Source organism: Actinomycetospora sp. (genome assembly GCF_055612215.1).
On sequence record NZ_JBVPVA010000483.1, the window covers coordinates 1 to 13,417 of the forward strand.

Consider the following 13,417-nt stretch of genomic DNA (forward strand, 5'->3'; position numbering starts at 1 on the left):
GGGGGGCGGTGGGCTGCCCGTGCCGACCGCGACGGCCCGTCGGGACGCCGCCGCCGTGGCGGCCGCCGTTGGTCTGCGTGGGCGGGGCCTGCGGCGTCGGGGCGGCCGGGATCGCGGCCGTCGGCTCGAAGCCGGGACGCCGGGAGTCCGGCGGGACCATGACCGGACGGCCGGGGCCCTGCGGCGGCACCGGGCCGTGCTGACCCGGGCCGGCGGGCCGCGGCGGGGGAGCGCCGATCGGCGCGGCACCCGACGTCGAGCGCGTGCGCGGGTCCGGGTCGTGCGGACGCACGGCCGGCTGCATCGCCGTGTCGGTGTTCGGGTTGGCCCCGGGGACCGCGTCGACGGGGGGCGCCTCCTCGATCTGGATGGTCAGGTTGAACAGGAACCCGACGGACTCCTCGCGGATGCCCTCCATCATCGCGGAGAACATCTCGAAGCCCTCGCGCTTGTACTCGATCTTCGGGTCGCGCTGGGCCATCGCCCGCAGCCCGATGCCCTGCTTGAGGTAGTCCATCTCGTACAGGTGCTCGCGCCACTTGCGGTCGAGCACCGAGAGCACCACCTGGCGCTCGAGCTCGCGCATGCCGCCCGCCGGGACCAGGGCGTCGATCTCCTCCTCACGGCGCCGGTAGGCCTCGAGGGCATCCTCGGTCAGGATGTCGACGAGCAGGTCGCGGTCGATGTCGTCGTGCTCGGCGAGCACGTCCTCCCAGGACATCGAGACGGGGAAGAGCAGGCCGAGCCCCTCCCAGAGCTTGGCGAGGTCCCAGTCCTCGCTGTAGCCCTCGGCGGTCGTGGCGTCGACGTAGGAAGTGACGGCGTCGATGATCATGTTCTGGACCTGCTCGGACAGGTTCTCCCCGTCGAGCACGCGGCGGCGCTCGTCGTAGATGACCGTCCGCTGCTGGTTCATGACCTCGTCGTACTCGAGGATGTCCTTGCGGATCTCGAAGTTCTGCTGCTCGACCTGCGTCTGCGCACTGCGGATGGCCCGGGAGACCATTTTCGCCTCGATGGGCATGTCCTCGGGGAGGTTGAACCGGGTCATGATCGTCTCGACCCTCGCCCCGTTGAACCGCCGCATGAGCTCGTCGCCCAGCGAGAGGTAGAACCGCGACTCGCCGGGGTCGCCCTGGCGGCCGGCGCGACCGCGGAGCTGGTTGTCGATGCGACGCGACTCGTGGCGCTCGGTGCCCAGGACGTAGAGCCCGCCGGCCTTCTTGACCTGCTCGGCCTCGCGGGTGACCTCGTCCTTGACCCGGGCGAGCGTGTCGTCCCACGCCGCCTCGTAGTCCTCGCGCATGTCGACCGGGTCGAGGCCCTTCTCGCGCAGGCGCAGGTCGGCGAGGAAGTCGGGGTTGCCGCCGAGCACGATGTCGGTACCGCGGCCGGCCATGTTGGTCGCGACCGTGACCGCCCGACGACGGCCGGCCTGGGCGATGATCCCGGCCTCCTGCTCGTGGAACTTCGCGTTCAGCACCGAGTGCTCGACGCCGCGCTCGGCGAGCAGCTTGGCCAGGTACTCGGAGCGCTCGACGCTGGTCGTGCCGATGAGCACCGGCTGGCCGCGCTCGAAGTGCTCGGCCACGTCGTCGGCGACGGCCTCGAACTTCGCCGCCTCGGTCTTGTAGACCAGGTCGGGCTGGTCGACGCGCTGCGGCGGCTTGTTGGTCGGGATCGTGACGACGCCGAGCTTGTAGGTCTTGGAGAGCTCCGCCGCCTCGGTCTGGGCGGTACCGGTCATCCCGGAGAGCTTCTCGTAGAGGCGGAAGTAGTTCTGCAGCGTGATCGTCGCGAGGGTCTGGTTCTCCTGCTTGATCTCGACGCCTTCCTTCGCCTCGATCGCCTGGTGCAGGCCCTCGTTGTAGCGGCGCCCGGCGAGGACGCGGCCGGTGAACTCGTCGACGATCAGGACCTCGCCGTCGCGGACGATGTAGTCCTTGTCCTTGAGGAAGAGCTCTTTGACCTTGAGCGCGTTGTTCAGGTAGCCGACGAGCGGGGTGTTCGCGGCCTCGTAGAGGTTCTCGATGCCCAGCTGGTCCTCGATGAACCCGACGCCCTCCTCGGTGACGCCGACGGTCTTCTTGCGCTCGTCGACCTCGTAGTGGACGTCCTTGGTCATCTTCGGCGCGAGCCGCGCGAACTCGGAGTACCAGCGCGCGCTCTGCTCGGCCGGGCCCGAGATGATCAGCGGCGTGCGGGCCTCGTCGATGAGGATCGAGTCGACCTCGTCGACGATCGCGTAGACGTGCCCGCGCTGGACGCACTCGGCCTTCGACCAGGCCATGTTGTCGCGCAGGTAGTCGAAGCCGAACTCGTTGTTCGTGCCGTAGGTGATGTCGGCGGCGTAGGCCGCGCGGCGCTCGTCGGGCGGCATCTCCGCGTAGATCGCGCCGACCTCGAGGCCGAGGAAGCGGTGGACGCGGCCCATCCACTCCGAGTCGCGGCGGGCGAGGTAGTCGTTCGTCGTGACGACGTGGACGCCCTCGCCGGCGATGGCGTTGAGGTACGCCGGCAGCGTCGAGACCAGGGTCTTGCCCTCACCGGTGCGCATCTCGGCGACGTTGCCCAGGTGCAGTGCCGCGCCCCCCATGAGCTGCACGCGGTAGTGACGCTGGCCGAGCGTGCGGGAGGCGCCCTCGCGAACGACGGCGAACGCCTCCCCGAGCAGGTCGTCGAGGGACTCGCCGTCGGCGTAGCGGTCGCGGAACTCCTGGGTCTTCGCGCGCAGCTCGTCGTTCGAGAGTGCCTCGACCTCGTCGGAGAAGGTGTCAACGTAGTCCGCGATGGCGCCGAGGCGCCGGACCGTCCTCGCCTCGCCGGCCCGCAGCAGTCGGTTCAGCACCACGGTGGGTGACCTCGCTCGTCCTCGTCGCTGGCTCTCATCGGCTCCGGTTGGCCCGTGCGGACCGACCGGTTGTCGCTCACCCCATGGTAAGCGCGCCGGGTCCGGCGCCGGTCCGGGGCGGGGCGCCCCGGCACGGGAGGCCGGAGAGGCGGCCCGGTGCGACCGCTCCTCCCGACCCCCGTGCCGCGAGCCGGCTCAGACGAGCGAGATGACGCCGTAGTCGTATCCGCGGCGGCGGTAGACCACGCTCGGGCGCCCGGTGGCCTTGTCGGCGAAGAGGAAGAAGTCGTGGCCGACGAGCTCCATGTGCGACAGCGCGTCGTCGACGGTCATGGGCACGCCCTCGTGCTCCTTGACCCGGGCGATGCGTCCCGGCCCGTCGCCCTCGACCTCTCGGCCGAAGCGGTCGTCGAGGGCCTCCCTCGCGGCGGGGAGCGCGGCGTCGGGCAGGTACTCGTGCCCGTGGTCGTCGTCGAGGGCGTCCTCCCGCAGCGCCGCGGGCAGCGCGTCGTCGAGGTCCGCGCCCGTGGTGGGCAGCCCCTCACCGGGGCCTCCCACCCCGACGGCCACGCGGCGACGCCCGGCCTTGTGCAGCCGGCGGTCGTGGGCGCGGCGCAGGCGTTCCTCGATGCGCTGCAGGGCGAGATCCAGGGCGGAGTAGAAGTCACCGGCGCACGCGACGGCCCGCACGACGGGCCCCCGTCCGCGACCGGTGATCTCGACGCTCTGGCAGGTCTTGGCCTGACGCGGGTTGTTCGCGTGCGAGAGCTCGACCGACAGCCTCATGATCTTGTGGTCGTAGCGCCCGAGTCTGGCCAGTTTCTCCGTCGTGTGGTCGCGGAAGTGCTCCGGGACCTCGACGTTGCGGCCGCAGATGACGATCTCCACATCAACTCCCGAGGGAAGTAGGAGCGACGCCCGGCTGGGTCCGGCCCGGGGGCCGAGTCCTCGGCGGTGAAGACCGGTGACGGGGGCGGACGCGCCTCCCGGGGACCCGTGGCGTCGCGGTACGGCGTTCGCGCCTCCTGTCGGTCGGCCTGACCGGTGAGATGGGACACGGTACTGACATCCGGGGGTGTCCGGAAGGTGTCGAGTGGGCGGCTGCCGGGTCGAGCGAACGCCACGTCCGGGCGAACGCCGCGCGTGCGGGCTCGCCCCTGTGGGGGATCGCCCGCCCGGGTGGGACCAGCGGTCGTCCGGGCCCGCTGACGGGTCGTGGACGTCGCACCCGCACGTCCCTATGCTCAACCATCGGGTTGAATACGACGGAGGTGGTCATGGACGAGGCGGAGCGGCACCGGGCGATCGCGGGCACGTTCACCGAGCGGGTCGACGGGACGCGGGACTGGGACGTGCCGACGCCGGTCCCGGAGTGGACCGCGCGCGACGTGGTCGCCCACCTCACCGAGTGGCTCCCCGGGCTCCTCGGCGTGATCGGGGTCCACCTCGAGCCGGGGCCGCCGGCGTCGGTGGACCCGGTCGGTGCGTGGCGGGCGCAGGCCGCCGCCGTCCAGGCGATGCTCGACGACCCCGCCAGTGCCGGACGGGTGGTCGACGCGCCCCACATGGGGACGATGCCGCTCGGCGCGCTGCTCGACCGCATCTACACGACCGACGTCTTCATGCACACGTGGGACCTCGCCCGCGCCACGGGTCAGGACGACCGGCTGGACGCCGCGGCCTGCGAGGAGCTCGTGACCGGCATGGTCGCGATGGCGGAGGTCATCCGTTCCTCGGGCCAGTTCGGCACGGCGGTCGCGGTCCCCGCCGACGCCGACCCGCAGACCCGCCTGCTCGGCTTCATCGGCCGCGACCCGGCCTGGCGTCCCCCGGGCGGTGCGGGCGGCGCGCACTGACCCGACGCCCGGCACCGCCCCGCCCGGCACGCGCGGGCGTCGGGCACCGACGGCGGTGAGGACCAGCACGAGGTCCACCGGCAGCCCGGCCGCCGCCAGCACGGTGGCGGAGGCGGCCGCCGTCGCCCCGGTGGTGAGCACGTCGTCGAGGAGCACGACCGGCCCGGGCCGCGCGGGGAGCCCGGAGAGCGCCGCGAGCGGCCCCGGGCGGACCCGCAGGTGGGCGGCGAGGTTCGCGGCCCGCGCGGCGGCGTCGAGGCCCACGGAGTCCCGTGCGCCGCGGGAGAGGGCGAGCGCGGGCACCACCTGCCCGTGGCCGTCGCGGGCGAGCCGGCGGGCGATGCGCAGCATGTGGTCGCCGCCGCGGACCCGCGCGGCGGCCGCCCGGGACGCGGCGGGGACGAGCAGGCACCCGCCGTCGGCGAGCCGGTCGAGCGCGGCGCCGAGGGCGGCGGCCAGCGGGACGGCGAGGTCGCGTCGGCCCCGCTCCTTGTAGGCGATGACGGCGTGCCGGGCGGCCCCGGTGTAGGGCGCGAGCGCCATCGCCGGCGGCAGGTCGGGACGCTCCGAGGCGGGGAGCGGGCGCCGCAGCGAGCCCGCGCACGCCGCGCAGAGCCCGGTGCCCGGCGGCACCGTCGTCCCGCAGCCGCCGCACGGAGCGGGCAGCACCAGGTCGACCAGGGCCGCCAGGAGGGAGGAGAGCACGCCCTCGAGGCTCGCGCGGCCCGCGCCCCGGCCGCCAGGGTCGCGGCGCGCCTGTGGACGAGCGGGGCCGTCCGTCCACAGCAGGTGCGCTCCGCGCGTGTGAGCACTTTCGGGTGCTATAGCCCCCGAAAGTGCTCACGAGGCCGAAGGCCACCTACCCCGGGTACGCCGGCACCGACGAGTTCGACCCGCCCGCGACCGAGCGCCACACGTCCGCGCCGTCCGCCCCGTCCGCGGGCAGGGACCACAGCCCGCCCTGGTCGACCACGAGCGTCGGCCGGTCGGGGGCCGCCGCCACCGCGGTGACCGGGGGCGTGAGGTTGGTGCTGGGGCCGTCGTCGAGGTCGAGGCCGTCGGCCGAGGCGAGCTGCACCGGGTGCCCGACCATGGACCCCACGGCCACGAGCCGGTCGGTCTGCGACCAGGTCACGTCCACGATCCCGTCGAGCGACTCGCCCGCGGGACCGGGGCGCAGCACCCGCACCGCGGCGAGCCGCGCGCCGCCGCCCATGTCGCGCACCACGGTCGCGAGGACGACGCGGCCCCCGGCCACCAGGGCGACCGTCGCGCCGTCCGGGGAGAGGCGCAGCGTCGTGATCGGGCCGAGGCTCGCGAGCGCGGTCGCGTCGAGCCCGACCGGGGTGAGGACCGGGGCGTCCGCGGCCGACCCGCCGCGCGCGGTCCGCACCGGGCGGCCGTCGACGACCGTCCAGACCTCCGCCCCGTCCGGGGTCCAGGAGGGTCGGGTCACGGTGGTGCCGGTGATCGCGGTCGGCGCCGCCGCGGCGCCGACCCGGCCCACCGACAGCCGCATCGTCGCGCCCTCGAGCCCGACGACGGCGACGTCGCGCCCGTCCGGCGAGGGGCTCGCGCTGCGCGCGTCGGTGACCCCCGTGACGAGGTCCGGCGTGGCCGGCCGGTACGGGTCGGTGCCGGCGTCCTGCGGGACGGCCCGCACGCGCCCTCCGGTGACGACGACGGCGGGCGACGCCGCGGCCGCGTCGCCGACGGTCCGGTCACCGGGCAGGTCGGGGCGTTCCCGGACGGCGGGCGGCAGGCCGGCGAGGACGTCGCCGACGTCGAGCTCCGGACGCCCGTCGAGCAGCGGGTCGCCGTCGACGGTGAGCTGGACGTGGTCCACGCCCACGCCCGCGAGGGTGAGCACGACCTGCTGGGCGATCTCGGCGCGCCGGGCCGGGTCGAGGGCGTCGACGGGGCCCATGTGGGTCAGGTCCACGGTCGCCACGCCGTCAGAGGTGGTGCCGACGGCCGAGCGCAGCAGCACACCGGTCGGCAGGGCGGAGAGGGCCGCCCCCCGCAGGCCGTCGGAGGGCCCGGAGAACAGCTCGTCGAGCACCCGGCCGGGCACGGACCGGACGGGGCTGGTCGCGAGGTAGCGGGTCTCCCCCACCGGCGCGCCGCCGACCGGCGCGAGGAACCAGACGCGCACCGGGCGGGTGTTCGCCCGCAGGTCGGTGTGCCGCACGATCGTGCCCGCCGGCAACGAGGAGATGCGCCAGACCCCGTTGTTCTCGGTGAGCCCGACGACGACGTCGACGGTGCCCGGGTCGGCGACGAACGCCCCGTCGGGACGCAGGGTGCCGAGCTTGTCGGCACGGACGCGCACCGACGCCGTCCCGGCCTGCCCGCTGCCCGGGGAGAACACCGTGTCGAGCCGGTCCGACACGACGGTCGGCGAGGCGCCGTCGTCCCAGGAACCGGCGGCCGGGGGCGAGAGGAACGCCCGCGCGGCGCTGTGCCGCTCGGACGTGGCGCCCGAGGCGAGGATCCAGCCCCGGACGATCTCCAGGGGCTGGGCGCCGCGGGCGGGCCCGGGCGGCGCGCTGGGCTCGGCGGGGTCGCCGACCCGGCGCAGCACGGTCACGTCGGACGAGCCGGGCACCGTCGCGCACCCGGCGAGCAGCAGCGCCACGAGGCCGAGGAGCACCGCGAGCAGGGCACGGTCGCGCCTCACCACGCCTCCCCGCGCCCGGACACCGCGCCCGGCCGGTCACCCCCCGGCGCGTCCGCGGACCCGTCGTCGTCGGCCCCCGCCTCGTCGTCCCCGCCGGTGCGCGTCAGCGGGATCTCGCCCGTGGGAGGCGGCAACGCGGTCCCGGTGGTGACGGCGTCCTCGCGGATGCCCGGCTCGGCGTCGGCGGGGGCGGCGGTGACCGGGATGAGCGGCAGCGGGCTGGTGCGCAGCAGCTCGCCCGCGGTGCGCGGCAGGGTCAGGCGGAACACCGCGCCGTGGTCGGTCTCCCCCCACGCCTGGAGCCAGCCGCCCTGCAGCCGGGCGTCCTCGAGGCTGATCGCGAGGCCGAGGCCGGTGCCGCCGCTGCGGCGCTGACGCGACGGGTCGGCGCGCCAGAACCGGTTGAACACCAGCCCCGCCTCGCCCGGCTTCAGCCCGACGCCGTGGTCTCGGACGACGACCGCCACCGCGTGCTCGTCGGCGGCCACCCGCACCTCGACCGGCCGGCTCTCACCGTGGTCGACGGCGTTGGCGAGCAGGTTGCGCAGGATCCGTTCGACGCGGCGCGGGTCGACCTCGGCCTCGGCGGGCTCGGTGAGGTCGAGCAGCAGCGGGGTGGCGGAGTCGTCGACGAGGTGGCGGACGGTCTCGGCGGCGCGGCGCACGATGTCGCGCAGGTCGACCCGCTCGATCGCCAGCTCCGCGACCCCGGCGTCGAGGCGGCTGATCTCGAGCAGGTCCCCGAGCAGCGACTCGAACCGGTCGAGCTCGTCGACGAGCAGCTGGGAGGACCGGTAGGCGACCGCGTCCGTGTCCTTGTTCTCCTCGGCCTGGTCGTGCAGGAGCTCGGCCGCCATCCGCACCGTCGTGAGCGGGGTCCGCAGCTCGTGGCTGACGTCGGACGTGAAGCGGCGCTGCAGCGCGCCGAACTCCTCGAGCTGGTGGATCTGCTGCTGGATGCTCGCGGCCATCTCGTTGTAGGACTCCGCGAGGCGGGCGACCTCGTCGTCGCCGTACACCGGCATGCGCTCGTCGAGGTGGCCGTCGGCGAACCGCTCGGCGACGTCGGCGGCCTGCCGGACGGGCCGCACGACCTGCCGGGTGACGATGCTCGAGATGCCGGCGAGCAGGACCAGCAGGGCGAGCCCGGCCAGCGCGAGCGTCGACTGGATCAGCGCGAGGGTCCGCTGCTCGGCCGAGAGCGGGAAGATCAGGTAGAGCTGCAGGTTGCGCCCGGCGGTGCGGACCGGCTGCCCGACGATCAGCGCGGGCACGCCCGCGCCGCCCGCGGACGGGACCGTGACGTACTTCGTCGCGAGGAACCCCTTGAGCACGGGGTCGCGCAGCTGCGGGGGCACGGCGTCGGCGGGTCCCGACGACGGGCCGGTCGACCCGGTGCCCGTCGTGCTCGCGGTGCCCAGCGGTTCGGTCCCGGCGACGAGGACCGCCTCGAACGCGCCGGCGTCGCGGGCGTCGGCGCCGGACCCGGACGACGTCAGGCGGTCGAGGGCCTCGTCGAGGGTGGCCTGGGTGCCGTCGCGGTCGGGGTCGACGCGCAGGAGGTCGCGCTCGAGGTTCCCGCGGCTGATGTCGGCCTGGACGAGGGCCGCCTGCTGCTTGCCCTGCAGCAGCCGGTCGGCGATCTGGGTCTGCAGGACGAGGCCGAGCACCAGCACGACGACGCTGGACATCGCGAGCGTGGACAGCACCACGCGCAACTGCATCGAGCGCCGCCACAGCACCCGCAGCGCGCCGACCCGCTCGGCGAGCGCGAGCTCGACGCGACGACGCAGGCCCGTGAGGCGCTCAGCCACGGGGCACCGACCGCTGGATCAGGGCGGGCCGGCCTTGTAGCCGACGCCGCGCACGGTGAGCACCACCTCGGGGTGCTCCGGGTCCTTCTCGACCTTCGAGCGCAGCCGCTGGACGTGCACGTTCACCAGCCGGGTGTCGGCCGCGTGCCGGTAGCCCCAGACCTGCTCGAGCAGCACCTCGCGGGTGAAGACCTGCCGCGGCTTGCGGGCCAGGGCCACGAGCAGGTCGAACTCCAGCGGCGTGAGCGGGATCGGGGAGCCGTTGCGGCGCACCTGGTGGGCCGGGACGTCGATCGTGACGTCGCCGACCTGCATCTGCTCGCTGGGCTCGGTGGGGAACTGCCGCAGGCGCGCCCGGATGCGCGCGACGAGCTCCTTGGGCTTGAACGGCTTGACGATGTAGTCGTCCGCCCCGGACTCCAGGCCGAGCACGATGTCCACCGTGTCGGTCTTCGCGGTCAGCATGACGACGGGGACCCCGGACTCGGCCCGGATCGCGCGGCACACGTCGATCCCGTTCATGCCCGGGAGCATGAGGTCGAGCAGCACGAGGTCCGGCGCCGACTCCCGCACCGTCGGCAGCGCCTGCGCGCCGTCGGACACGACCGTGGTGTCGAAACCCTCGCCCTGGAGGACGATCGTCAGCATCTCCGCGAGCGAGGAGTCGTCGTCCACCACGAGGATCCGAGAGCTCATGTCTCAATGGTGTCACTTCTCACCGACGATCCGGGAGCGAAAGCCTTTCCGAGTACGGCATCGATGACCGCATCAGCCGTACGGGTGAGTGCTTCGTCCCCCGAATGCCGATTCTCGGCCACCCACCAGCGGCACCACCAGTGCCGTTCGGCCAGCTCGTCGTAGACCTCGGCGCACCGTCGCTGCAGTTCCGCGTCCGCCTCGAAGCTGTCGGGGTCGCGGTCCCGGGCCGCGCGGGCGCGCTCACGGACCCGCTGGGCGGCCAACTCGGGGGGCACGCGGACGAGCACCTGCGCGTCCGGGGCGGGCACGCCGAAGCGCTCGACCTCGGTGGCGTGCACCCACGAGGCGAAGTCCCCGACGCCCTGGTGCAGCCGCGCCGAGCCGTACGCGGCGTTGGACGCGACGTAGCGGTCGACGAGGACGAGGTCGTGGGTCGCGCGGAGGTCGGCGAGCACCGGGGCGGCGTCGCGCCGGTCGAGCGCGAACAGCAGGGCCATCGCGTGCACCGAGGCGGCGGTGTCGCCGTGCGCGCCGTGCAGGGCCTCGCCGGCGAGCGCGGCGTGGACGTCGGCGTCGTAGCGGGGGAAGGCGAGCGCCGCGACGGAGGCCCCCCGGGCACGGGCGGAACGGCCGAGCGCGTCGACCAGCGTCGCCTTCCCCGCCCCGTCGAGCCCCTCGACGGCCACCATCACGCCCACGGGCGACCACGCTAGCCAGCGACGGGGTGTGACCGCGGTGCAGGTGCGACGCGCCGTCCGGGCCCGGCCCGGCCGACGATCAGGAGCACGCCAGGCAGCCCGGAGCCCGGAGCCCGGAGCCCCAGGGGTACACCAGGCAGCCCGGCGAGCCCGCGGAGCTGCGCCACGTGCCCCTCGCGACGGTCGCGTGCGCGGCGGGGTGGCCGACCCGAAGATCACGGGCACACCAGGCAGTTCGACCGGACCCCGAACCTGCGCCCAGTGCCCTTCGCGGCACCGCCGACCTCCGGCGCAGTGGCCCGAAACGAGCGAAGGGCCCCCGCGCTCGAACAGATCGAGCGAGGGGGCCCCTCGGTCAGGACGTGCTCAGCCGGTCACCACATCGGCGACCACCGGAGCGCGGCGCGGAGCGGAGCGGTGTGCTGACCACCAACCGCCGCGTGCCGCGACCACTCAGTAGCGGTAGTGCTCCGGCTTGTACGGGCCCTCGACGTCGACGCCGATGTACTCGGCCTGCTCCTTGGTGAGCTTGGTCAGCTCCGCCCCGAGCGCCTCGACGTGGACCTTGGCGACCTTCTCGTCGAGGTGCTTCGGCAGGCGGTAGACGCCGATCGGGTACTCGTCCTGCTTCGTGAACACCTCGATCTGCGCGATCGTCTGGTTCGAGAACGAGTTCGACATGACGAAGCTCGGGTGCCCGGTGGCGTTGCCGAGGTTCAGCAGCCGGCCCTCGGACAGCAGGATGATCGAGTGGCCGTCGTCGAAGCGCCACTCGTCGACCTGCGGCTTGATGTTGATCCGCGTGGCGCCGGACTTCTCGAGCTTCTCGACCTGGATCTCGTTGTCGAAGTGCCCGATGTTGCCCAGGATCGCCTGGTGCTTCATCCGCTTCATGTGGTCGAGCGTGACGATGTCCTTGTTGCCGGTCGTCGTGATGACGATGTCGGCGGACTCGACGACGTTCTCGAGCGTGTTGACGTCGTAGCCCTCCATCAGCGCCTGGAGCGCGCAGATCGGGTCGGTCTCGGTGATCGTCACGCGGGCGCCCTGGCCGCGCAGTGACTCCGCCGAGCCCTTCCCGACGTCACCGAAGCCGCAGACGACGGCCTTCTTGCCCGAGAGCAGCACGTCGACGGCGCGGTTGATGCCGTCGATCAGCGAGTGGCGGCAGCCGTACTTGTTGTCGAACTTCGACTTCGTGACGGAGTCGTTCACGTTGATCGCGGGGAAGAGGAGCTTGCCCTCGTTGAAGAACTCGTACAGGCGGTGGACGCCCGTCGTGGTCTCCTCGGTGACGCCCTTGATGCCCGACGCGACCTTGGTCCAGTGCTGCGGGTCGGCCTCGAGGCTGCGACGCAGCGTCTCGAGCACGACCTGGTACTCGGCGGGGTCGTCCAGCTCGGTCGTCGGGACGACGCCGGCCTTCTCGAACTCGACGCCCTTGTGGACGAGCATCGTGGCGTCGCCGCCGTCGTCGAGGATCATGTTCGGGCCGCGGGTGTCGGCGTCGGCCCAGGTCATCATCTGCTCGGCGCACCACCAGTACTCCTCCAGCGACTCGCCCTTCCAGGCGAAGCAGGAGATGCCCTTGGGCTCCTCGGGGGTGCCGTGCGGGCCCACGACGACCGCGGCGGCCGCGTGGTCCTGGGTGGAGAAGATGTTGCAGGAGGCCCAGCGGACCTCGGCGCCGAGCTCGACCAGCGTCTCGATGAGCACCGCGGTCTGGATGGTCATGTGCAGGGAGCCCGAGATGCGCGCGCCGTGCAGCGGCTTGGCCTCGGAGTACTCACGCCGCAGGGCCATCAGCCCGGGCATCTCGTGCTCGGCGAGCCGGATCTCGCGGCGACCGAAGTCGGCCTGCGAGAGGTCGGCGACCGCGAAGTCGATCCCGTTCTTCTCGGCGTACTTCTCGTGCGTGGTGCCTACTGCTGCCATGACTCCTCATCCGGTCGGTGTGTCGGCTGATCGGTGGTGGCCCGGTGGTGTCCGTCCACCCGGCGGCGGCGGGGGGACGAGCCCTCGTCCGCGTCCGCGGGGTCGGCGACAGCGAGCACGGTCCTCCACCATCTGGAGGCGCCCTTGACGGTTCCGGAGCCCTGCCGAGCGTGGCGGACACGACGTGTCCGTTGCAGCGCCACTCGACAGGCCCGTCGCACCGTGGTGCGACCTATTGCCGTGCCATCGATACGAACACAGGCCGTCGGGACGGTCAAGGCGGAGCGCACGGCACCACCCGGCCCGGGGTCCGGTCGCCGCAGGTCGTCCGCGAGACGGTTCCGGAGGCTATGACCGGGGCCACGCGCGCAGTATGACGCGGGCCACAGGCCCCGTAGGCTCGGGCGTCCCGCCCGTGAGCGCCCCAGGAGGTCCTCGCCGTGCTCGGTCAGATGCAGTCCACGCCGCTGGCGCTGCCCCACGTCTTCCACCGCGCCGAGCAGCTCTTCGGGCACAAGACGATCACCGGCATCGGCGTCGGGGGCGCCGTCGACACCACGACCTACGCGGACTGGGCGGTACGGGTGCGCCGCACGGCGGCCGCGCTCGACGCGCTCGACATCCCGCACGACGCGCGGGTCGGGACGTTCTGTTGGAACACCCCGACCCACCTCGAGCTGTACTTCGCCGTGCCGTGCACGGGCCGGGTCCTGCACACCCTCAACATCCGGCTGTTCGCCGAGCAGCTCGTGTACATCGTCAACCACGCCGACGACGACGTCGTCTTCGTCGACCGCTCGCTGTTCGGCCAGCTGTGGCCGCTCGCCGACCAGATGCCGCACGTGCGTCGGTTCGTCGTCATCGACGACGGCTCGGACACGCCG

Annotated in this window: 9 protein-coding genes and 1 riboswitch; of the genes, 2 read left to right on the forward strand and 7 right to left on the reverse strand. The window is 73.5% G+C overall.

Annotated features, from left to right (window positions below):
• Together secA and hpf are read right to left on the reverse strand one after the other, a co-directional pair.
• Positions 1 to 2,851: preprotein translocase subunit SecA (secA, locus tag AC0CYZ_RS13395; RefSeq protein WP_472216060.1), on the reverse strand; the 2,851-nt coding region annotated here is incomplete at its 3' end.
• A 195-nt stretch (positions 2,852 to 3,046) separates the two neighbouring features.
• The gene (hpf, locus tag AC0CYZ_RS13400; protein ID WP_472216062.1) at positions 3,047 to 3,739 is read right to left on the reverse strand and encodes a ribosome hibernation-promoting factor, HPF/YfiA family; all 693 of its coding nucleotides are present in this window, start codon (positions 3,737 to 3,739) and stop codon (positions 3,047 to 3,049) included.
• Between the two features lie 389 nt (positions 3,740 to 4,128).
• Here hpf and AC0CYZ_RS13405 point away from each other — a divergent pair, with 389 nt between their 5' ends.
• Positions 4,129 to 4,707, forward strand: a complete 579-nt coding sequence (locus AC0CYZ_RS13405; protein ID WP_472216064.1) for a TIGR03086 family metal-binding protein — start codon at positions 4,129 to 4,131, stop codon at positions 4,705 to 4,707.
• 859 nt (positions 4,708 to 5,566) lie between these two features.
• Here AC0CYZ_RS13405 and AC0CYZ_RS13410 read toward each other — a convergent pair.
• From AC0CYZ_RS13410 to ahcY, 5 genes are all read right to left on the reverse strand, one after another.
• Positions 5,567 to 7,387: an LpqB family beta-propeller domain-containing protein gene (locus AC0CYZ_RS13410; protein ID WP_472216066.1), complete on the reverse strand. Its 1,821-nt coding sequence runs from the start codon at positions 7,385 to 7,387 to the stop codon at positions 5,567 to 5,569.
• Positions 7,384 to 9,201 carry an MtrAB system histidine kinase MtrB gene (gene mtrB, locus AC0CYZ_RS13415; RefSeq protein WP_472216068.1) on the reverse strand — a complete coding sequence of 606 codons (1,818 nt, stop codon included), beginning with the start codon at positions 9,199 to 9,201 and terminating at the stop codon, positions 7,384 to 7,386. Before mtrB ends, AC0CYZ_RS13410 begins: the two co-directional genes overlap by 4 nt.
• Positions 9,202 to 9,219: 18 nt before the next feature.
• Complete coding sequence (gene mtrA, locus AC0CYZ_RS13420; protein WP_472216070.1) at positions 9,220 to 9,897, reverse strand: MtrAB system response regulator MtrA; 678 nt, start codon at positions 9,895 to 9,897, stop codon at positions 9,220 to 9,222.
• Positions 9,894 to 10,598 (reverse strand): dTMP kinase, encoded by a 705-nt coding sequence (locus tag AC0CYZ_RS13425; protein ID WP_472216072.1) that lies wholly within the window; start codon positions 10,596 to 10,598, stop codon positions 9,894 to 9,896. Before AC0CYZ_RS13425 ends, mtrA begins: the two co-directional genes overlap by 4 nt.
• A gap of 453 nt (positions 10,599 to 11,051) precedes the next feature.
• The gene (gene ahcY, locus AC0CYZ_RS13430; protein WP_472216074.1) at positions 11,052 to 12,533 is read right to left on the reverse strand and encodes an adenosylhomocysteinase; all 1,482 of its coding nucleotides are present in this window, start codon (positions 12,531 to 12,533) and stop codon (positions 11,052 to 11,054) included.
• A 129-nt stretch (positions 12,534 to 12,662) separates the two neighbouring features.
• Positions 12,663 to 12,744, reverse strand: a riboswitch (S-adenosyl-L-homocysteine riboswitch).
• Between the two features lie 229 nt (positions 12,745 to 12,973).
• On the opposite strand from ahcY, the gene AC0CYZ_RS13435 reads away from it, so the two are divergent.
• Positions 12,974 to 13,417 (forward strand): AMP-binding protein (locus tag AC0CYZ_RS13435; protein ID WP_472216076.1); only part of this gene is annotated, 444 nt, incomplete at its 3' end.